We start from the raw sequence: 20,281 nt of genomic DNA, 5'->3' as shown, positions 1-20,281 counted from the left end.
CGCTTTCCTACGCTCTTCCCCTCAGCCCTACCTCCGAGGGCACTGTGCGCCAGAGTTGTTCCAGATGGGTAGCAGGCATGGTCAGGTAAAGCACGTCCCCGGCTTGCAGCGTGACATCCAGCAGGTTCCAGCCGTGGGTGGTTTTGCGTTCGGCCTCCAGGTACAGCGGCACAAAATCGACATCCATCGCGGCTTCCTTGAGGGGGCGATCGCAGAAGGGATGACCCGGCGTGATCAGCGTCGCCAGGGCCACCCACAGGCTATCGCCGGCCATACCGTTGCCCAGAATGCGTCCGCCCAGCGCGGCGGCGGCAAAAGAGGGAGCCGCCAGATCCGCCGGACTCAGCACGGCTTCAAAATCAAACACCTGCTCTGCCAACGGCGCGAACTGGGGGTCTTGATTGCGAACGATGACGGAAATGCGCGGCGCAATCCCTTTGGCCGTCAGGGCAATTTCCAGATTGGCTACGTCATCGCTAGTGACAGCAATCAGGGCCCGCGCTGAGGCGATATGGGCATCCTGGAGCGTGCAGGCCAGACTGGCATCGCCAAGAATCACGGGCACGCGCAGCGATCGCACGGCGCTCAAAAAGCGATTGCCCGGATCTTTCTCGATTACCACCACGCGGCCACCGCTGGCGTGGAGCTGGCGCACAGTCTGAATACCCACGCCGCCCAGCCCGCAGACGATGTAGTGATTGCGGCGGGGAATGGGGGCAGACTGCCAGAGCTGCCGCAGCCGCGTCCCCAGCACCAGGTCATTCAGCAGGGCATAGCAGATGCCAACCACGCCCGTACCGATCAGCATCATCGACACGGTGAACAGCTTAATTTCGGGCTGCGCTCCTTCCGCCACGCCTTCGTTGCCGCCTGCCCCCGTAATCATGCCCACCGAAAAGTAGAGGGCATCGATGAAATCTGCGCGGACATGCTCGGTGTAGAGCAGGGTGGCCCCCAGAATAGCCGCGAGCAGGAGCAGAATCGCCATTACCGTCGGGCGGACATGCTGCTGAAACTGGCGCAGGTGGTTGCCCCAAACCAGCAGCGTTTCGCTGAGCGATCGCCCGCTAACCTGGGCTTCGGGCTTGGTGGCCACAATCAGGCGATCGCCCCATTGCAGCAGTTGCCCATGCACCACCCCCGACACCAGATCCATGCGGCTATTTTCTGGCAGGTAATAGATCAGCATCCGCGAGCGGTCTTCCCAGAGTTCGCTCAGCGGCCGCCCCAGCCAGGGATGGGTTTCGTCGATAAATTCTTCCCGCATCGGCCAGACCTGATCAAACAGGCGCAGTTGCCCAATCGCCCGACTGCCCATCGCGGCAAAGGCAAACACCGGAGCCGCCAGCGCCGCCACGCTCATGCTAACGTGATCGGGCAGCGTGTGATCGAGGCGATCGCCCAGGCTGGTATTAAACAAGCGGTTGATAATGCGAATGCGAGGATTTAGCACTCGCGCCTGCGTCAGCACGGCCAGATTTTGCGCGTCGTCGCTGCTGGCCAGCACCAGCGTATGGGCCTCTTGCACACCTGCTTCTAGCAGAATTGCCGCCGATCGCATGTCGCCCACGATGATGTCTGCCCCGCCCTGCTCTGCCTGAGCCAGCGGGCGACTGTTGATCCCCACCACTGCCGCACCCTGCTGCTTTAGCAGGCAAAAGATCTTGTACCCCGCTCGACCCAGACCACAAACGATAATTCTTGGTTTCATGAATTCCTGATTGTCAGCCATACGCTCTGTCAGCGGGACGCAAGGGTTGATGGTTTATGCCTGAACAGGCGATCGCCCGCTGCGTTCCAACGTCTCGAAAAACAAACTCAAAAACCAGTCTCGAAAACAGCCCAGAACAGCCTTTAGTCACAAGTTCTGATCTACTGATCTACCAATTCTTTGGCAGGCGGTGCGGGCAAACTGTAGCCCCAAGCACGATGCTGCAAATGTTTACCCAATGTAAAGCTTTGGGACTTGGAGGTTTACAGTTCTCAGGGGGGAGGAGGGAAGAACGAAGAGGGAAGAACGAAGAACGAAGAACGAAGAGGGAAGAACGAAGAACGAAGAGGGAAGAGGGAAGAGGGAGGGTTCTTGGGGTGTGTTGAGGGATGAGATGGGGCGATCGCTCTGTTGCTGTGCCTGTTCCCTGATAGCGCCGCACCAGACTGGGCACACTAAGCAGAAGTCTTTCAAAAGACACCCCACAAGCCATTCACACTTGGTGATTCCTATGCGTCCTCGCTCCACCCCTGGCGCAATTCGCCCTAAAATCAGCACGATGCCCCGCCCCAAAACCGAAGCCGCCGCGTTTCTGGATTTGTATAAACTATCGGTCGAAAAGAAACGGCTCCAGCAAGAGCTTCAGTCGCTAGACGCACGCCGTCAGCAAATTGGCGATCGCCTCGCGGCGCTGGACAGCCAGATCGCCACCCTTGAAACCCGCGTCGAGGCCCTGCGCGAACAGGAGGAGCCGTCGTCTCGTCCGGTGCCCGGATTGGCTCACCCCATTCCTGACAGTTTCGATATGGTGTTTTTGGAATATTAAGTCATGGTTTTGTAGCTATCGGTGGAATCTTTGCGAACTCTGAAATTCCGGGTTTAACAAGTCAAGGTCACTCAGTCAAACCAGCGCTATGACCACCCTAGAGCTAATCACCAGCTTCGCGTTTGCATTCGTTGTTGTCGGTCTGTTTTTTGATTTGGATTCCACCGTCAAGCGGATCGATCGGCGCACCAAACGCCTGGAGCTTTGCCTGGATCTGATTCTCGATCGCTTGGAAATCGACACTCCGTTTCAGCTTTCCGAGCGAATCAAACAAATTGCGCTTGATCCCAAACGTAAAGTCGAAGCGATTCGGCTCTACAAAGAAGAGACAAACGTAACGCTGCGAGAGGCAGTTGATGCCATCAACGCATACATCGCGCAGCACCAATCTTCCAGTAATTCGTAGAGTGCGCTGCTTGACGCATCTTTGCTTATCGCGTGTTTAATCATTCAAATCATTCAAATGAATGCAAAGGGCGATCGCCCATGAGACAGTCCTCAGCCAGCAACCGGGTCGCTGCTTTTCTCTGTGCGTTTCTGGTTCTCGCGCTGTCGGGGATGATTTACCTCGATGGGCAGGGATTGGGCTTTCCAGACGGATTTTTGACCGAGCTAGATCGCGCCAAAAAGCTGCTGGGTCAAATTTTTCTCTGGGTCAGTGTGCCAGTTGCCCTGTGGCTCGGCTGGCTGGGCTGGGTCGCGACGCAGCAACCGATTGGGCCGCCTCTCCGCAGCACGATCCTGGGCTACGGGGTGTTTCTGCTGATATTGCTGGGCATCTATGGCTATTTGGGGCAGACCCTCGATGCTGGCGGTGGCGGGTAGCGACGGGTTTGGAAGTCGCGATGGCTTGGGAAGCTGATCTCGAAAGCAGCAAGGGAGGCGATCGCCCCGATTCCGCCCAGCCTCAGAACTGCGGCAGAACCTCGGTCAGCCAGCCTCGCGTGTAAGATAGAAAGCGTTCATTCCATTCCTGCTTTTTTACTCAAACCGTCAGCCAATCCATGTCGAACGCCGTTCCTTCTGCACAACCCGAAGACGAATCCGCCCAAAAGATTTATCTGCCTCGCACCAGCGAATCGGAAACGCTCAAGAAGATTCGGCACACGACTTCCCATGTGATGGCGATGGCCGTGCAGAAGCTCTTTCCCAAAGCCCAAGTCACCATTGGGCCCTGGATCGAGAACGGCTTTTACTACGACTTTGATAGCCCAGAACCCTTTACCGAAAAGGATCTGAAGGCCATCAAAAAAGAGATGACCAAAATCATCAATCGCAAGCTGCCCGTGATTCGCGAAGAGGTCTCGCGGGAAGAGGCCGAGCGCCGCATCAAAGCACTGGGCGAACCCTATAAGCTAGAAATCCTGGCGGATTTGAAGGAACCGATTACGATTTATCATCTGGGCGACCAGTGGTGGGATTTGTGCGCTGGGCCCCATGTGGAATCGACCGCTGAGCTGAATCCAGATGCGATCGCCCTAGAAAGCGTGGCCGGAGCCTATTGGCGCGGCGATGAAACCAAAGCCCAACTCCAGCGCATCTACGGCACCGCCTGGGAAACGCCAGAACAACTCGCGGAATATCACCGCCGCAAAGAAGAAGCCCTGCGCCGCGACCACCGCAAGCTGGGCAAAGAACTGGGACTGTTCATCTTCACCGACATCGTGGGGCCGGGGCTGCCCCTGTGGACTCCGAAGGGAACTCTGCTGCGATCGCTCCTCGAAGACTTCCTCAAGCAGGAGCAAATCAAGCGCGGCTACCTGCCCGTCGTCACGCCCCACATCGCCCGCATCGACCTGTTCAAAACCTCCGGGCACTGGCAAAAGTACAAAGAAGACATGTTCCCCATGATGGCGGACGATGACGAAGCCCGTCAGGACGAAGAGGGCTTTGTGCTCAAGCCGATGAACTGCCCCTTCCACATCCAGATTTACAAAAGCCAACTGCGCTCCTATCGAGAACTGCCCATGCGGCTGGCAGAATTCGGCACGGTCTATCGCTATGAGCAGTCGGGCGAACTGGGCGGCTTGACCCGCGTGCGCGGCTTCACGGTGGATGATTCGCACCTGTTCGTCACTCCGGAGCAGCTCGATCAGGAATTCCTCAACGTGGTGGATCTGATCCTCAACGTGTTCAAGAGCCTCCAGCTTAAGAACTTCCGCGCCCGCCTCAGCTTCCGCGACCCAGAACAGGATAAATACATCGGCTCCGATGAGGTCTGGGACAAGGCCGAGGGCGCGATTCGCCGCGCAGTCGAAACGCTGGGTATGGATCACTTCCTGGGCATTGGCGAAGCGGCGTTCTACGGGCCAAAGCTGGACTTTATCTTCCAGGATGCGCTCGATCGCGAGTGGCAACTAGGCACGGTGCAGGTGGATTACAACCTGCCGGAGCGATTTGATTTGGAATACGTCGCCGAAGATGGTTCCCGCAAGCGCCCTGTGATGATTCACCGCGCCCCCTTTGGCTCGCTGGAGCGGCTGATTGGGATTTTAATTGAAGAATATGCGGGCGACTTTCCGCTGTGGCTGGCTCCGGTTCAAGTGCGGCTGATGTGCGTGACGGAGGAGCAGGTACCGTTTGCCCAGTCGGTGGTGGAGCAGATGCGATCGCGCTCCATCCGCGCCGAACTCGACACCAGTGGCGAACGCCTGGGCAAGATGATCCGCAATGCCGAAAAGGACAAAATCCCGGTGATGGCGGTGATCGGAGCCAAGGAGATGGAAACCCAATCCCTCAGCATCCGCACCCGCGCCTCCGGTGAACTCGGGGCATTACCCGTGGCGGAGGTGCTAGAACGGCTGACGGGGGCGATCGCCCACTACGGCAATTTTTAAGGGCAATTTTTAGGGGCAATTTTTAGGGGCAATTTTGAGAGGGCCGATGCGGTCAGGGTTCAGGTCGCCCATGTTGCCCTAAATCAGATTCCTCCCCCGGCTGCCGGATGTCACCCGGATTACCTACAGGGACGCAGCTCACAGCGGATATTAGGGGCTGGGGCTTTGCCGTGCGAATGCAGTTCCGACCGCTGTCTCAAGCAGATAGATGGTTGGGATGACAGCAGAATGGCGATCGCCCAATATTTAGACTCTCCCATCTAGCTACCCTAAATCGCCTTACAAATGAAAGATAATAATGTAACCGTCATCAAAGGTATTGACGACGCGGCCGCCAAAGCCCTGCAAGCCGCCGGCATCGAAACCACCGAAGCCCTGCTAGAAAAAGGCGCAACCCCCAGCGGGCGCAAGCAGTTGGCGCAAGCAACCGGATTGCCCGAAGCCGATCTGCTGCGCTGGCTCAACCTGGCAGATCTGTATCGCATCAAAGGCATCGGGCGAGAATATGCCGACCTGCTCGAACTGGCGGGCGTAGACACCGTGCCCGAACTGGCCCAGCGAAACCCCGAAAACCTGCATCAGCAAATTGTCCGCTTGAACGAAGAACGGAATATCGTCAAGCTATTGCCCGAAGCCGTCCTCGTTGCCAATTGGGTCGCTCAGGCAAAGGAACTGCCCCGTGTGATTCAGTATTAATCTGTTCAATTAATCCGTCTCAATCTGCCCCATCAAATCTGCCTCATCAAATCCGTCCTATCAAATTTGCCCAAATCTGCTGCATGATGAAGCCGCTAAGCCGCTGCGGCCCTCGTCAACGCTGCGGTTTGGCCGGTGGTTCCACGCGCACCTCTCCGAACCTTGACCCTGCTTGCCCTGTGGGATAAACACCTCCCCCGTTGAGCAAGGCCAAACCGTATTTGGGCATTCCCAGATAGACTTGCCCGCTGACGGGGCATTCTAGATCACGTCAGGGAGCGTCATCGGTTTTGTAGATCAGGGCATGTTTAGCCCAGAGGATTTATGGGGGCGGCCCGCGCTATCCCAAAAAACAGACCCCGCCCCCTGCCCATTCGACACACTCGCTCGACATCCATGCCTGGGGTTTGACTGCTAGGGCATGTTTTAAAACCCTTTGATCCCCCCTAGCCCCCCTTAACAAGGGGGGAACCGGGTCAAACCGCTCCGGGAGTCCCCCTTTTGAAGTGGGATTTAAAGGGATCGACTCAAGTCAATCAACGACCTAAAAAGTCTAAAGTCCCCCTTGTTAAGGGGGATTTAAGGGGGATCGACTCAAGTCAATCAACGACCTAGAAAGTCTAAAGTCCCCCTTGTCAAGGGGGATTTAGGGGGATCGACTCAAGTCAATCAACGACCTAAAAAGTCTAAAGTCCCCCTTGTTAAGGGGGATTTAGGGGGATCGACTCAGGGCAATCAACGACCTAGAAAGCTATAAAACAATGCCTAGGCTATCTCCGTCCAGATGCAGCTTATAAAACGTTCTGTCCCAACAGACAGCTTTCGGCACTCTCGCTAGATTTAAGCTGTGATTAGACTTAAACTGGCACTCAGCAGCAGGGTGTCGTTGGGATTTCGGGGTGCCGTGCCAATTGGGTTTTCAGTCGATACAATGAGTCGGTTCAGCGCATCGGGTTGCCCAAGCTAGCCCCCAAAGGCCAATTGTGGGCTTGATACAGGCTTGATGTGGGCTTGATGTGGAAAGAGGGTGTTCTTAGATTTGTACCAGGCTATTTCACGCTAGAGCGATCGCCCTAGCCTGTCCAATCGCTCTGCCCTACAGCGGTTTTGCGCTAGCCACCTATCTGCCCGGACTACCCAGGCTTTTCGCAGATTGTTCCCTGTAGATTTCTCTGTAGACTTTTCCCAAGACTCTTCCCAAGGTTCTTCCCAGATAGTTATTACCCGCGCACGATCGTCACGCTGACATGGGTTCTTCCAAAAAGCCGTCAAACCCTGAAAAACAACTGGCGACTCTAAAGCAAACTCTTCAGGCTCTGCGTGAGGAGGAAACTGAAGATGTGCTGGTAGAAACGGCGATCGCCTATGTCGAGGAAGAATGCGACTATTCGCTCATCTGGATTGCCTCCTATGACCGGGTGGGGCACTGTCTGCGCGGGCGGGGTGGGCGCGTGCCCAATGGTGACACCGGCCCCCTACGGCAGCAGTTTGGGCTAAATCCGGGCGATTTAATGGAGCAGGTGGTGATTCAGCAGCGGCCGATGGGCGTGCCGGATCTGCGCGAAGAGATGCGGGCAGGCGACTGGCGCAAGCTGGCCCAAAAGTATGCCATCCAGGGAGCCTCCATCTTTCCCTTACGGCATCGGGATCAATGTCTGGGTGTGGTAATTTTGGGGTCGTTTCTCTGGGGGGTGTCGCCCCATGCCGACGAGCGAACCCGACTGTCGATGGTCTTTGGGGCGCTGGCATCGTCGCTCTTTCAGCTTGAAGCAGAGCGACAGCGGCAGCAGACCAAGCGCCCCGCCGAGCCGCTCTTGGCGCTGTTGGGCAAGCTGCGATCGCTCCCAGATCTCTCCGCTCGTCTGGCGGCAGTGGTGGACGAAACCCAGCGCTTTGTCGCCCCTACGCGCACCAACGTCTACTGGTTTGAGACTGAGCGACGCTACTTTTGGCTGCGGGCCAGCAGCCGCGATGGCAACGGCTACGGCAGCGGACAAGCCATCACGGGTTTTACTGCCCAGGAAGTGAACAGCTTTTATCAGGCGTTGGCGGCGGATCAACTGGTGTCGGTGGGCGAGGCCCATAGCTCGCTCAAGGCAGAAGTGACGGGGCGACTGATGCAGCAGATTCAGGCGCGATCGCTCTTGGTGGCTCCCATTCTGCTGCACAACGAGCTACACGGCTTTTTGGCCGTCGAGGGCAGCGAACCCCGCATCTGGTCAGACGAGGAAAAGAGCTACGTGCGCGGCGCGGCTCAACTGATCGCCCTGACTGCGCCCCTGGAGGGTATGGAGGAAACCATTCAGCAGGTGAAGCTGGATCAGGCGCTCACGGCTGAACTGTCCACCGCCATCTTCAGCGACTATGACTGGAACCAAACCCTGAAGCGGGCCTCCGACTTGCTGAGCCAACGGCTGCGGGCCGAAACCTTTGCGGTGCTGCTTTACAGTTTCGATCAGGAGGGCTTTGAGGTGGTCTATCAAAGTCATGGGTCGCAGCGACGCAATTTGCCCCCCTGGCTAGACGCGCTCAACCAGGTCGATTGGCAAATGCTGGAGCGCAGCACCGACCCCGTCGGCATTGAAAACCTGACCGAAGACCTGAAGCTGATGGCTTGGCGGCAGGCGTTTCTGGATGCGGGGCTGCAATCAGTCGTGGTGTGCCATACCGCGATCGGGCGATCGCTCGAAGGGCTGGTGGTCTTGGGTCACGACCTGCCCCGCACCTGGAACCGCGCCGAACGGGCCGTGCTGCGCGTCGCTAGCCAGCAAATCGGCGTAATCCTGCACCAGTGGCAACTCCAGCGGCAGACCGAGCAACAGCAAAAGATCAACCAGACGATTCAGTGGGGCATGACCACCCTCCAGCAAATCCACACCCTGGAAACGCTGGAGCGCTCAGCCATGCAGCAAATTGCCCAAATTCTTGAGGTTCCCTTGGCGGCGCTAGTCACTTGGCAGCCGGGCCGCAATCTGGGATACATCACCTCCGCCGTGGTCGGCAATGCTCGCTTTTCGATTCATCTGGATGCGGCGGTCGCCCTCCATTCTGACTCACTCGTGCAGTGGGCCAAGCACACCGACGGACTCCTCCCGCTTACCATCGACGACATCGATGCCGAAACGCGCCGCTGGCTCAACGGCAGCGACATTGGGCAAATTCTGGTCATGGCGCTGCGAACCACGCCTGAGCATGAACCGGGTGGCATGGTCATCGTGGCAGATCACCTGGATCGCTACTGGCACGAGCGTCAGCTCAATGCCTTTGGCACCCTCGTTAGCCAGCTAGCCTGGTCGCGACGCTACCTCATCCTGTCGGAAGCCCTCACCCTGCGACAGCGCGATCTAGAGCAAATCAACTGGTATAAGCATCGGCAACTGGAAGAGATCTACCGGGCGCTGGGCATTGGGGTGAAACGGCTCAACGAACTCAGCAACCAAAAAGACCCCCTGGCCAACAACCGCTATCAGCAGGTCGTGCGGCAACTGGGGGGTCTGCTGTCGGCGATCGCCCCAGTGCTGAAAAACGAGCAGTGGCAACTCCACAGCGAATACGAGACGACCCCCCTGGCCTCGCTGCTCAAGCGGGCAATGGAGCGCGTCGAGCCGCTGATTCGCCAGCGCCAACTCTGGCACCAGGTTCACAACGAGGAAAGCAGCCTGAATATCGGCGGCGACCTGACCAAGCTAGAGCTCGTGCTGCACGAAGTGTTGACCAATGCCTGCTTGCGATCGCCCGCGGGCAGCCGCCTCGACGTATGGTGTCGCCCGCTGGATGCCCGCTGGCTGGAGTTGTCCATCACCGACAACGGCATCATCGAACCGCGACTGCTTGAAGAACTGCAAACGGGCCGCCCCGAAGATCTGCTAGCGCCCTCCATCCTCGACACCCCACCTGGGCTGCACCTGGAAATCTGCCAGGCCCTCATGCAGCAGATGGGCAGCGAACTGAGCCTGTATCAGCTTGAAGACGGCCGCATTCTCAGCCGGATGTTGCTGCCAATCGCCCTGGGAATGCCGCCCGACAAGCCAAAACCCTAAAAAGCCCAGAGCGCTGCGCCGAGCGGAGGCGACTGGATGAATATTTGAAAATTTGAAAACGCGCCCTGGAGGACTCGAACCCCCGACATCAGGTTTTGGAGACCTGCGTTCTACCAACTGAACTAAGAGCGCAAAGCTGTAGGTTTTTGACAGGATTTACTACAACTAGCAAAGCCTGTTTACCCAAGTCTATCAGGTTGCGATCGCCCAGCCTAGCCCAGTGTTGAAGATTTCTGAGCGATCGCCCCTGAGAAACCAGACCTAGAGCGGGCGATCGAAGCGCTGCTTCAGACGGGTTGCCTTGCCCACGCGATCGCGCAGATAGTAGAGCTTGGCGCGACGGGCCTTGCCTCGGCGCAGCACCTTGATGCTGGCGACGCGGGGCGAATGGAGCAGAAACACCCGCTCTACCCCAACGCCCTGAAAAATTCGGCGAACCGTGATGGTTTCATTGATGCCGCCATTCCGCATGGCGATCACGGTGCCCTCATAGGGCTGAACCCGCTCCTTGCCACCTTCTTGAATCACAACTCCGACCTTGACCGTATCGCCGACGTGGATGACGGGCAGATCGGTCTTCAACTGTTCCGACTCAATGGAGCGGATGATCTCCTGGGCTTTCATGGCTCTCTGGCTCTTTGCAAAAACTCACAGTCTTCTATAGTAAACTGCTGGGTCGCTTTGCGTCTAGTGCGATCGCCCAAATCAAATATTTTTTCTCGACGAGTAGATGACTAGCCCCAGGCTCAGCCATGACGACGAAGCTACGATAACCCAGATTGCCTGCATCAGGATCGCTTCAAGCTGGCAACCTTTTGGCGGAGGCTATTGAGGTAGCGACCGACGTAGAGATGCCGGACATCGGGCGTGAAATAGGATAGCGAGGGCACGTCTGGACGGCGGCGGACAAAGACCACGTACACCTCATTGGCAAACACTGGGCGAAAGCCGCAGCGGGCAAGTTGAAACAGCAGTGCCTCCACAGGTAGCGCCATGCCTTTGTGCAACACGAGCCAGTGATAGCGACCGGGCGATCGCAAAAAGTCTGCATATCCTTCTACCTGGCCCGAAAACGGTAGCCGAAACTGGGGTGGCGCGGCGATCTGCTCTTGGGGCTTGAGGCGATCGCGCATAAAGTCGATGGTTGCCGTGGTCAGGGCATCCTGCAAGAGCGATCGCAGCAGGCTGAATTCTGCTTCTCGCGCAGCGGGGAACAGTTGCAGGTAGCTTAGCGCCACGCCTACCAGCCGTTTATCTTTGGGGTCGGGATTCTTGTGGTTGATTGGCGCAACTCGGTCAACCTGAAGCGTGAGTTCTGCAAACAGTCGATCCGGCGGTAGCCAATCTGCTGGAATTTGCGCCTGATAGAGCCGCGTGGTGTCGCTGCTATAGGCGATCGCCAGCTCGCTTGGATGCCCATTGACCAGACATTTCAGGCTATCCAGCACCTCCGGTGCGGTGGCCCAGACTTGAGTTACCTGAAACTCGACTCGATAATCGGTCGGCGTGGGGGCAATAGGCAAATCTAGAGTTGACATGGTGACGGGGCCCGTCCAGCGATGGGCGGCGTTGGGCCGGTTCTGGTCACAGTCGCGCCGCTGCCAGCCCAGCCCTCGTAGCGGCTGACAGAAGTTGTAAACCGACACCTCCGAAGGGGGCGGGTTTTGCGCCTGGTAGCGGTCTTGGGAGTGCCATTCCAGCAGTTGTTGCAGCGTGGCAAACTCCAGCACTTGACCCGGTGGCGGCGCATCTAGAGCGAGGCGATCGCCATAGCGCTGCACCAGATCTTGCTGCATTTCGTCAAACCGCTGCTGGAAAATCTCGCAGCCATCGTCATATAGCGCCCGATCCAGCGACATGGCTTCCCGAATCCGCGCCAGCGCTTCCGGCGGAATCTCGCTCAGGGGCGTTTTGGATTTGGCGACGTTTTCGCGGCGGCTGTTGACAATTGGCTTCCAGCCAAAAATGTAGGACAGCAGAAACAGCGACTCTTGAAATCGCTCTAGAATTCCAGCAAAAGCGCACAGATTCAGGCTTTTTTGCGCCAGCGACAGCGCCTCTTCTGGCTCCAGGCTGCCAATGTCGTATTGCAGCAGCCGCGCAATGTGGTATACCTGCACGTTTTTCCCGATGCGCCCTGGCCCTTCGCCCGTGGCGAACTCCTCCAGCGACATCTGGCTGACGGATTCGTAATAGGGGTCATCCGGCGTGCGGCGGATGTATTCGTAGTGCGAAATCACCCGCGACACGGGTTCGCGCAGCACGGTTACCTTGATCAGGTTTTTGCCTGCCAGCAGCCCCGGAATGTTGACAAAGCCCAAATGCCCGCGAAACAGGCGATATTCGCGCAGTTGCTCTGGTGTGTAGTCGGCAATCTGGTTGGACAGCGTGGCTGGGCAAATCTCCTCGCAGGCGAAGTAATCTTCCAGAATCGTCCGAAACGTCATCCCTGCCGTTTTGGGAATGTGGCAGAAATAGAGCGTGTCGTCGGGCTGCAAGTCGTATTGAGCAGGAAAATGTCTCATTGTTCCCCAGAGCTTTCCAGAGCGATCGCCCGGCTGCCGCATTACGGTAAAACTATACCAGGCGAACCGTATCAGGCTAAAACGAGTCCGGCCGAAACCAGACTAGCCGAAACCAGACCCGCCAAAACCTGGCCGGGCTAGAACAGCGGCCCGCTGACCTTTTCTGAAAGCTTGCGGCGATTGATGCGTTTCCCTGCGGCGGCGATGTCAAGCTGGGCGGCGGCGGTATAGGCTTCGGCGACCTCGGTGGCGCTGCCGATCATTTTCACATGGTGGTCTTGAATCCACAGAGCGCGATCGCAAATTTCCGAAACGCTCGTCATGGAGTGGCTCACCAGCACAATCGTCACGCCGCTATTGCGGAACTCCGCCATTTTGTTGATGCACTTTTGCTGAAACCGGATGTCGCCTACGCCCAGCACCTCGTCGATCAGCAAAATCTCTGGGTCGAGATGTGCCACCACGGAAAAGCCCAGCCGCGCCATCATGCCTGTAGAGTAGGTGCGAATTGGCCGTTCAATAAATTCGCCCAGTTCTGAAAACTCGATAATTTCCTCTAGTCTTGCCTTTACCTCGCGGCGGGTCAGCCCCAGCAGCACCCCATTGAGCAAGATATTTTCGCGGCCCGTTAGCTCTGGATGAAAGCCCGTGCCCAGCGCCAGCAGAGGCGAGATCCGCCCGCGCACCACCACGCGCCCACTGCTGGGCTTCAGCACGCCCGCAATCAGCCCCAGGGTGGTGCTTTTCCCTGCGCCGTTATAGCCTACAATGCCAAACTTTTCGCCGCGATAGACCTCAAAGCTAATGTTGTTCAGCGCTTCAAACTGCTGCCTGCGGAGAGCCTTCAGGTTGTGGGGAAAGTTGAACATCAGGTTTTTGACCCCCCGGACGTGGTGATACATCGGGTAGGACTTGTAGACCTGATCGAAGCTGATAACCGGTTCTTCCATAACACATCCGCAGGCTGTAAACAAACGGCGCTCTCTTCTCTTTAGTAAGACTGCGCTTCCTGAATGCTATGTTGCCAGAGGGCGATCGCCCTATGCCTGGAACATACGCTATCGAAGCATTCGAGCGCATTAAAAACGCCCGCTGGCGAAGTCTAAAGCCAATCTTAAAAACGTGGCATTCCAAGGCTGATAATACTCTACTCCTGCCCGCTGCGACATCCGGCAAGTTTGTGGCGGTGAAGGGTAGGGCACAATGCACCTGGACTTGGGGCGATCGCGCTCTTGCCGGACTGTTGACCTTCGCTCCCAAAGCAAGAGGTTTAGAACTTACGAAGTCGTCCACAATCCAGAAAGCCTATTGCAACTGCATATACTCTGAGGTTATTAAAAGATTCTGGTTAAATTTGGGGCGACCGTGACCCCACCGTGTAGAGTGCTAGTATGCTCTATAACCTTACAGGATTAAGTTTTTCAAAGTTCTTATGGAAATCGAGCGTCCGAATGCAAAACCGCTGACCCGCGAAGACCTGGCAAACCTAGATCGCCTCAAGGCAGTAATTGAAAGGGCGATCGCCGATGGAGTACTAACCGCAGACGAGCAATACAGAATCAAGCAGGTCATTTATAGCAACCACGTTGTGAGTCCTGAGGAAATGGAGCTAGTGCGGGAACTCATCTGGAACAAGCTAAGCAGCGGTGAACTGGTTCGGGATTGGGGCTGGTAGCATTTTATGGCAACTTTAGGTACGGCAACTTTAAAACACCCTCAGAACACCTTTAGAACTGTTAGATAGGTAGAACTGTTAGATAGAATTGTTAGAATTGGCGGTTCCCAGGCTTCTATTTCTGATTCTTCTAGGCTGCATTCTGTTCAGGCAAGCGGGAGCGAAAATCGGAACGTGCTGCCCTTGCCCACTTCGCTTTCCACCTCGATCTCGCCCCCCTGAAGCTGCACTAGCCGCTGGGAAATGGCCAGCCCCAGTCCCGTGCCTCCAGAGTGGCGATTGCGGGAGCGATCGGCCCGCCAAAACCGCTCAAAGACGTGGGGCAGGTCTTCGGGCGCGATGCCCTGTCCCGTATCGCTCACGGCAATCCAGGCGTGGGTTTCGGTATGCCAGACTCGGAGCGTAATTTTGCCGACGGGCGTGTAGCGTAGCGCGTTGCTCAGCAGGTTGACGAGAATCTGCTCGACCCGGCCAGCATCGGCCAGCACCAGCGGCGTTTCCGGCGGACATTCCAGGCTGATCAGCGGGCCGTCGCCGGTCAAAAGCTGGTCAGAAAATCGCTGCACCACTGAGGTCAGCAGCGGATACAGATCCATCTGCTGCGCGTCGATAGGCAAGTAGCCTGTTTCAATCTTGGACAGTTCTTGCAAATCATTGACTAGACGGCGCATTCGGACCGTTTCTTTGCCCAGCAGTTCATAAACCTCTGGAGTCGGGGCGATGGTTCCGTCTGCCAGTCCTTCCAGATAGCCCTCCAGCACCGTCAGCGGCGTTCGCAGTTCATGGGTCAGGTCGGTCACTAAGTCACGGCGGCGCTGCTCGACCCCCTGGAGGTCAGCCGCCATTCGGTTAAAGCTGGCAGCAAGCTGGTTGAGTTCTGGGATTTCGCTGGCGGGAACCCGCTCGTCGAGTTCTCCGGCGGCAAATTTCTGCGTAATCTCTTCCATCTGAATTAGCGGCTGCACAATCCGCTTGGCTACCAGATAGCTGAGCGCTCCGGCAGCACTGGCTCCCAGCGCCATTGACCAGAGTGCGCCCCGGCTCCAGGCAAACTCAAAGCCGCGCACGAGCTCGGTTCGCAGGGTTCGAATGCTGATGACGCGCCCTTCGATGTGCTGGAGATAAACTACAAAAAAGCGGGGTGACGACACCTTGCCAATCACCGTCAGCGTCACCAAACCCACCAGCATCACGGCAAAGTGAGAGAGGAAGAGGCGCGATCTCAAATCAGGCTTGGCCATGCCGTGTGGGGATTTGGATGGGACGCGATTAGATCAGGGCTGATAGGCTTAGGGCTGGTAGACTTGGGCGGGGAGTCCTTGCTGTTGGAGCGAGGCGGCCAGGTCGCGGGCGCTAGCGGCATCGCCAAATACGCCAAGCTGAATTTTTGCCCCATTGTCGAAGTTGCGAACCCAGGCATCGCCGACCACTTCGCGGGCTTGCTCTAGGCTGCGATCGCCGCTGAAGTCCACCACTACATAGTAGCGATTTGACGAGGGAGCCGCAGGACTAGGGGCGATCGCAGGCTGGCGGGGCGCAGTAGCTACGTCTTGAGGTGCAGCAGGCTCAGCACTGGGCACAGGACGCGGGGCTGGCTCGGCTGCTCGGCTGGTGGCGCTGGATGCGCTAGCACGGGGCGCTGGTGCAGCAGCGGTGGCAGCAGGACGGCTCTCGCTGCGGGAACTGGCGGCAGGCTGAGAACGGGCTGGGGCGCTGGGGCGGCTAGCGGGGCGAGGAGGGGTTGGGCTAGAAGGCGTGCTTCTAGCAGCAGGTTGGGCTGGTGCAACAGGCTCGGTTGTGGAAGCTTCGGCTGGGGCAGTGGGAGCCTCTGCGGGGAGCGGTGAACCCGACAGAACGGGCGGCTCGGACGATGAATCAGCCTCGGCCGAGGGTTCCAGAATGGCAGTGCGTCCGCTGGGAAGCGTACTTAGGGTATCCAGATTCACCTCAGGGAACTCTTGAGCAGATAAATCGGGAGAAATGGCGCTGTTCCCAGCCCCCGCATCCGCCGTCAAGGAGCCGTCTGCGCCCGCATTTGCCCCTGGACTAGAGCCGTCTGCCGTCCTGCGAGCCGCTTCGCCCAGACCAATGACGCTCAATCCAGCCGGGTTCATCACCAGATAGCCAAAGCTAAGGCTCGACAGTAGCAGCAAAATCATCGACCCGATCCCCAGTGGCGTGAGCAAGCTTTGCAGCATTCCTGGCTCTTGCTGGCTGGCCCGCAAGTCGCGCTCGTCTTCCGCCAGATTCCGCAGCAGATATTCAGAGGATTCCAAATAATCGTCTGGCTCGTCCGCTGGTTTGGCGGTGGGGTAGAGGTCGTGGTCATGCTGAGGATGCAGCGGAACTGCACCATAATCCGCAGCAGGAGGAGCCATTTGGGGGGCGATCGCCCCACCCAGCAGCAGTTCTGAGCGAGCTTGTGGCTCAGGGGCATACCCCAGATCTGGCAATGGGCTATGCGAATCGGTATTCCTGGCTGCGTCTGGTGCAAGCTGGAGATAGGGACGAGACTCAGCAGCACCCCTGGATGCCTCGTTCCATCTTGCCGGGAGCGATCGCGCTTCAGCCTGAGCAGTCAGGCTGTCTGCTCGTCGATTGCCCTGAAGCACAGGTGCAATGCCCCGCCGACCTTGCTGACGACGATAGCGGGCTAACTCATCTTCTAGCCGCAAATCCAGATTTTCAAAAATGGCTTGCAGCGCCGGGTGCAGCGGCGTAGAGGAGCTAGATTGGGACGGGGTAGCGGGTGAGCGACGCATCGCAGAACTCCTGGCAAGGCTAAATTTAAGTAGCGATTTATGTTGAAAGCTGTTTGATGAAACGTTGACGACTCCAGTACTGTTTCTAATCCCGTTTAGGTCAGCTCAGCACTGCTCAATCAAATTGAATACATAGAATACTATCTAGACGGTTGCGAGGGATTTGACGATTCTGGAGCAAGTCTTTCGACTAAACCTTCGACTCAACCAAGGAGCCACCGATAGCGGACGACCAAAGAAATTCTAGCGAAGGAGCTCCTGCGCGATATAAGGCTTTGTGCAAAAAGCCAAGCAAACACAGCGTTCGCTCGCCACGTAGAGGTTGAGTTAATCTTAATCACGCGCCAAAGCACGATACACCCAGGCTGCTTATAATTCTCGGTCAAAGCAGCTATCTGGAATTGTAATTAAAGAATCATCCCTTGTTGCATTTGCAATTCACAAATCTTGCCGCTCATGACGTTTCAATCTCTCCAGCGTGTTTTAGGTGACCTCGATCAGCAGTCCTCTTGGCGATCGCACCGACAGATCCAGCAGGTTCTCACGGTTTGGCCAGAACTGGTCGGCCCAGCGGTGGCAGCCCAGACTCGTCCGTGGGCCCTACAAGCGGGGGTGCTTCAGGTGGGCGTGTCTAGCTCTCCCTGGGTGCAAACGCTGATGTTTGAGCGGCTCCACATTTTAGAAAAGCTGAATGCTCGACTGCCCTACCGCATTACCGATATCCGCTTTTCTACGACCTGGTGGCATCGGCGATCGCTCCATAGCTCGGCCGAGTTGCAAACCGAATCCGCGCGAGTCTGGCGAGAACACCCTAGCCGACTAGACGGGACAGCGGGCGATCGCCCTCACCACGGCGCGGCTGCTCAACCCACAGACCCCGAATCAGCCTTTCGCGCCTGGGCCAACCAGATGCGATCGCGCACGGCTCAGATGCCGCTCTGTCCCCGCTGTCAGTGCCCCACCCCCCAGGGAGAACTTGAGCGCTGGTCTTGCTGTGGGCTGTGTGCGGTCAAGCAGTGGTAAACCGGCAATTGTAACACCGTAATTTCACGCTCATTTCACAGTAATTTCACCGTAACGGTCTTTGCGGAGGGCTGCTAGCCTTTAAACGGGCAGGCGTGGGCTAAAATCCGGGTGCTGAAATACGGGTTTAGTTCAACCAGTCAAGGCAGCCTGCGGATGCAGTTTTGGGCTGGTTGCGTTGATGCTTTCAAGGCTGCTTTGTGGCGATCGCCCATCGATGATCTTCTTGTGGTTCTACAGCGGGAAGCCGTTCTATTAGCCCGCTGCTCACGCCTCAAAAGTCTCTTATCTTTGCTTTTACTTACAGTTCTAAAGCTATTATTTTCAATTCTTAAAGGCATCCAAGAAAAATCATTTTTTTCTCATACACATCTCATTTCCTCGTGATCCCCGCTCAGTTTTAAGCAAAACTACGGGGTTTATTGGTGTGCTTGCTTGAATCAGGGGAATTCTAAATTTGGAGATCTCTCAGAATCTGAAGCTAAAAACAATCTAAATACTTACTTTTTATTTGGGATCGCTGAAAGGGTTGCCTGCTCTACAAAGCAACGTTTTTCTGATGATTTTTGACCAAATTTGTTGACTCAGAATAGTAGAGAAGATCCGGTCTTTGCCTCTCCTTTACCGCTCCTCTCGAAATGGATGATTTACATCACAGCATTTCTTCCTGCCGTCGTTGTGCCCATTACCACATTGAGGGGCGACGCGGCGGACATTGCCAACTCTTGGGGGTTCCCGTGCAGGGCGCTTGGGACGCTTGCCCGATGGCGCAGCCGCAGTTTTTGCCAGTGGCGATCGCCGCTGCGGTGGCAGATGTCGAGCAGGTGATTCATTGCCCGCCGCTTGTTCTTCCAGAACCTCAGCCCATTGCCCTACTGGTTGAGATGTTTGTAGACGAAACCCCGCGGACAGAACTGGAGCCTGTGGCGGCGGCTGCGGCTGTGGAAGCTCCATCGCTGCTGCCGAGATCCTTCTAGCGCTGGGTGCTGATCTGCCGAACCCAGGCTGGCTTTTGGGTTATCGCTATTTGGGTTATCGCTATCTGGGTTATCTAAGTAGCAGCCACACCGGAATGGTAAACAGCAGCGTGGCCGTTGTGAGGACAATGCTGCTGGCGATCAGCTCACGGTCGAGGTCGTATTCCTCAGCCAGAATGAGTCCGGCAAAGGCTGTCGGCATTCCCGACATCAGCACCAGTGCTAGTCTTGGCTCGGCAGACAGGCCCAGCAGCGTGGCTAGTCCGGCCACCCCAACGGGCAGCACCATGACCTTGAGCAATGCTGGGGCGATTGCCCCCTTGAGGCTACGCCAGCCGTGGATTTGCCGCAGCCGCAGCCCCATCAGCAGCAGCGCAGCAGGAATAATCACCCACCACAGCGCCCCCCGCAGCCCTGTATCGACTCTATCCGGCAGGGCGATCGCCCGCGTCAGCATTCCCAGCCCAAAGGCCCACAGCGAGGGCACTGTCAGCACGTCGCGCAGGTGAACCCACCAGGCTTTGCCGCCGTGCGATCGCCCATAGATGCTCGCCAGCCATACGCCCAGTCCGTAGGTTCCAACCACGTTCTGCGTGACGCTGTAGAACACTAGCCAGCCCAGGTAAGGCTCGGAAATCAGACTGGGGGCGATCGCCAGCCCCACAAAGCCCGTGTTGCCTAACACCGCAGAGATGAGGAAACTGCCGCGCCGGGCCGAATCTTCCCAACCGGAATCGACCGGGCGTGCCAAACCTGGCTCATCTAGCGCTGGAGTGGACGTTAGCGGGTCTACGCTTGCGGAGGAACTGGAAACGCTGGTCATGATCTTTGGCGGATTTGCGGCGAGGGGGTTCCAGGGCGATCGCCCTAGCTCAAGCCAGCGCAGCCCTTGCAGCGTCCCCCAGGCAACACCCAGCCCACCTACCAGGGCCAGCATGACCACCAGCGGAGCCAGCCCCACCTGCGACGAGAAATCCGTCTGCCGAGCCAGCGTAAAGATTTGTATCGGCACGCCCACCCAATACAGACCGCGCCCTAGCACGCGCGGCAGCGAATCGGGCAAGAGCGAACAGGACAGCAGCCCTAGCCCCGTCCAAAAGATCAGCGGCCCATAGGCATGGAGCAGCGTATCAGACATTTCCAGCATCAGAGTGTCAGCAATCAGCGCCTTCGACTACTGGGTACTTTACGGGAACAGCCGCCATTCGC

Annotated in this window: 16 protein-coding genes and 1 tRNA gene; 9 read left to right on the top strand and 8 right to left on the bottom strand. The window is 57.2% G+C overall.

Annotated features, from left to right (window positions below; translation table 11 throughout):
* Positions 1 to 7: 7 nt before the first annotated feature.
* Positions 8 to 1,711, bottom strand: a complete 1,704-nt coding sequence (locus tag HPC62_RS06830; protein WP_172354333.1) for a potassium channel family protein — start codon at positions 1,709 to 1,711, stop codon at positions 8 to 10.
* A 511-nt stretch (positions 1,712 to 2,222) separates the two neighbouring features.
* Here HPC62_RS06830 and HPC62_RS06825 point away from each other — a divergent pair.
* From HPC62_RS06825 to HPC62_RS06800, 6 genes are all read left to right on the top strand, one after another.
* Positions 2,223 to 2,537, top strand: coding sequence for a hypothetical protein (locus HPC62_RS06825; RefSeq protein ID WP_172354332.1), 315 nt, complete (start codon positions 2,223 to 2,225; stop codon positions 2,535 to 2,537).
* 88 nt (positions 2,538 to 2,625) lie between these two features.
* Complete coding sequence (locus tag HPC62_RS06820) at positions 2,626 to 2,943, top strand: hypothetical protein (RefSeq protein ID WP_172354331.1); 318 nt, start codon at positions 2,626 to 2,628, stop codon at positions 2,941 to 2,943.
* A gap of 80 nt (positions 2,944 to 3,023) precedes the next feature.
* Positions 3,024 to 3,362, top strand: a complete 339-nt coding sequence (locus HPC62_RS06815) for a hypothetical protein (RefSeq protein ID WP_172354330.1) — start codon at positions 3,024 to 3,026, stop codon at positions 3,360 to 3,362.
* Between the two features lie 179 nt (positions 3,363 to 3,541).
* A complete protein-coding gene (thrS, locus tag HPC62_RS06810; protein WP_172354329.1) occupies positions 3,542 to 5,374 on the top strand; it encodes a threonine--tRNA ligase in 1,833 nt (610 codons plus the stop codon).
* A gap of 285 nt (positions 5,375 to 5,659) precedes the next feature.
* Positions 5,660 to 6,070: a DUF4332 domain-containing protein gene (locus HPC62_RS06805; RefSeq protein WP_172354328.1), complete on the top strand. Its 411-nt coding sequence runs from the start codon at positions 5,660 to 5,662 to the stop codon at positions 6,068 to 6,070.
* A gap of 1,247 nt (positions 6,071 to 7,317) precedes the next feature.
* Complete coding sequence (locus HPC62_RS06800) at positions 7,318 to 10,110, top strand: GAF domain-containing sensor histidine kinase (RefSeq protein WP_172354327.1); 2,793 nt, start codon at positions 7,318 to 7,320, stop codon at positions 10,108 to 10,110.
* A 59-nt stretch (positions 10,111 to 10,169) separates the two neighbouring features.
* Here the strand turns inward: HPC62_RS06800 and HPC62_RS06795 are convergent.
* The 4 genes from HPC62_RS06795 to HPC62_RS06780 all read right to left on the bottom strand — a co-directional run bounded on the left by HPC62_RS06795 (position 10,170) and on the right by HPC62_RS06780 (position 13,585).
* A tRNA-Trp gene (locus HPC62_RS06795) sits at positions 10,170 to 10,242 on the bottom strand.
* Between the two features lie 129 nt (positions 10,243 to 10,371).
* Positions 10,372 to 10,734 carry a 50S ribosomal protein L19 gene (gene rplS / locus HPC62_RS06790; RefSeq protein WP_172354326.1) on the bottom strand — a complete coding sequence of 121 codons (363 nt, stop codon included), beginning with the start codon at positions 10,732 to 10,734 and terminating at the stop codon, positions 10,372 to 10,374.
* A gap of 164 nt (positions 10,735 to 10,898) precedes the next feature.
* Positions 10,899 to 12,635, bottom strand: a complete 1,737-nt coding sequence (locus tag HPC62_RS06785; RefSeq protein ID WP_172354325.1) for a sulfotransferase family 2 domain-containing protein — start codon at positions 12,633 to 12,635, stop codon at positions 10,899 to 10,901.
* Between the two features lie 137 nt (positions 12,636 to 12,772).
* The gene (locus tag HPC62_RS06780) at positions 12,773 to 13,585 is read right to left on the bottom strand and encodes an ABC transporter ATP-binding protein (protein ID WP_172354324.1); all 813 of its coding nucleotides are present in this window, start codon (positions 13,583 to 13,585) and stop codon (positions 12,773 to 12,775) included.
* Between the two features lie 482 nt (positions 13,586 to 14,067).
* Between HPC62_RS06780 and HPC62_RS06775 the strand changes: the two genes are divergently transcribed.
* The gene (locus tag HPC62_RS06775; RefSeq protein ID WP_172354323.1) at positions 14,068 to 14,310 is read left to right on the top strand and encodes a hypothetical protein; all 243 of its coding nucleotides are present in this window, start codon (positions 14,068 to 14,070) and stop codon (positions 14,308 to 14,310) included.
* 146 nt (positions 14,311 to 14,456) lie between these two features.
* Here the strand turns inward: HPC62_RS06775 and HPC62_RS06770 are convergent, their stop codons facing one another.
* Together HPC62_RS06770 and HPC62_RS06765 are read right to left on the bottom strand one after the other, a co-directional pair.
* Positions 14,457 to 15,551: a sensor histidine kinase gene (locus HPC62_RS06770; protein ID WP_172354322.1), complete on the bottom strand. Its 1,095-nt coding sequence runs from the start codon at positions 15,549 to 15,551 to the stop codon at positions 14,457 to 14,459.
* Positions 15,552 to 15,599: 48 nt separating this feature from the next.
* Positions 15,600 to 17,072, bottom strand: a complete 1,473-nt coding sequence (locus tag HPC62_RS06765) for a hypothetical protein (protein WP_172354321.1) — start codon at positions 17,070 to 17,072, stop codon at positions 15,600 to 15,602.
* A gap of 456 nt (positions 17,073 to 17,528) precedes the next feature.
* Between HPC62_RS06765 and HPC62_RS06760 the strand changes: the two genes are divergently transcribed.
* Entirely contained in the window at positions 17,529 to 18,095 is a 567-nt protein-coding gene (locus tag HPC62_RS06760) for a DUF721 domain-containing protein (protein WP_172354320.1), read from the top strand.
* Positions 18,096 to 18,733: 638 nt separating this feature from the next.
* Entirely contained in the window at positions 18,734 to 19,072 is a 339-nt protein-coding gene (locus HPC62_RS06755; RefSeq protein WP_172354319.1) for a hypothetical protein, read from the top strand.
* Between the two features lie 70 nt (positions 19,073 to 19,142).
* Here the strand turns inward: HPC62_RS06755 and HPC62_RS06750 are convergent, their stop codons facing one another.
* A complete protein-coding gene (locus HPC62_RS06750) occupies positions 19,143 to 20,219 on the bottom strand; it encodes an AEC family transporter (protein ID WP_216655339.1) in 1,077 nt (358 codons plus the stop codon).
* Positions 20,220 to 20,281: the final 62 nt, after the last annotated feature.

Source organism: Thermoleptolyngbya sichuanensis A183, from assembly GCF_013177315.1.
GTDB classification, from domain to species: Bacteria; Cyanobacteriota; Cyanobacteriia; order Elainellales; family Elainellaceae; genus Thermoleptolyngbya; species Thermoleptolyngbya sichuanensis.
This window is presented reverse-complemented; position numbering and strand designations above follow the sequence as displayed.

What these genes read in the sequence shown, in the direction of transcription:
- HPC62_RS06815 (WP_172354330.1), top strand. Translation starts at nt 3,024, where the DNA reads ATGAGACAGTCCTCAGCCAGCAACCGGGTCGCTGCTTTTCTCTGTGCG.
- HPC62_RS06750 (WP_216655339.1), bottom strand. Translation starts at nt 20,219, where the DNA reads ATGCTGGAAATGTCTGATACGCTGCTCCATGCCTATGGGCCGCTGATC.
- HPC62_RS06765 (WP_172354321.1), bottom strand. Translation starts at nt 17,072, where the DNA reads ATGCGTCGCTCACCCGCTACCCCGTCCCAATCTAGCTCCTCTACGCCG.
- HPC62_RS06805 (WP_172354328.1), top strand. Translation starts at nt 5,660, where the DNA reads ATGAAAGATAATAATGTAACCGTCATCAAAGGTATTGACGACGCGGCC.
- HPC62_RS06820 (WP_172354331.1), top strand. Translation starts at nt 2,626, where the DNA reads ATGACCACCCTAGAGCTAATCACCAGCTTCGCGTTTGCATTCGTTGTT.
- HPC62_RS06770 (WP_172354322.1), bottom strand. Translation starts at nt 15,551, where the DNA reads ATGGCCAAGCCTGATTTGAGATCGCGCCTCTTCCTCTCTCACTTTGCC.
- HPC62_RS06830 (WP_172354333.1), bottom strand. Translation starts at nt 1,711, where the DNA reads ATGAAACCAAGAATTATCGTTTGTGGTCTGGGTCGAGCGGGGTACAAG.
- HPC62_RS06785 (WP_172354325.1), bottom strand. Translation starts at nt 12,635, where the DNA reads ATGAGACATTTTCCTGCTCAATACGACTTGCAGCCCGACGACACGCTC.
- HPC62_RS06755 (WP_172354319.1), top strand. Translation starts at nt 18,734, where the DNA reads ATGGATGATTTACATCACAGCATTTCTTCCTGCCGTCGTTGTGCCCAT.
- HPC62_RS06775 (WP_172354323.1), top strand. Translation starts at nt 14,068, where the DNA reads ATGGAAATCGAGCGTCCGAATGCAAAACCGCTGACCCGCGAAGACCTG.
- HPC62_RS06825 (WP_172354332.1), top strand. Translation starts at nt 2,223, where the DNA reads ATGCGTCCTCGCTCCACCCCTGGCGCAATTCGCCCTAAAATCAGCACG.
- HPC62_RS06800 (WP_172354327.1), top strand. Translation starts at nt 7,318, where the DNA reads ATGGGTTCTTCCAAAAAGCCGTCAAACCCTGAAAAACAACTGGCGACT.
- HPC62_RS06780 (WP_172354324.1), bottom strand. Translation starts at nt 13,585, where the DNA reads ATGGAAGAACCGGTTATCAGCTTCGATCAGGTCTACAAGTCCTACCCG.
- rplS (WP_172354326.1), bottom strand. Translation starts at nt 10,734, where the DNA reads ATGAAAGCCCAGGAGATCATCCGCTCCATTGAGTCGGAACAGTTGAAG.
- thrS (WP_172354329.1), top strand. Translation starts at nt 3,542, where the DNA reads ATGTCGAACGCCGTTCCTTCTGCACAACCCGAAGACGAATCCGCCCAA.
- HPC62_RS06760 (WP_172354320.1), top strand. Translation starts at nt 17,529, where the DNA reads ATGACGTTTCAATCTCTCCAGCGTGTTTTAGGTGACCTCGATCAGCAG.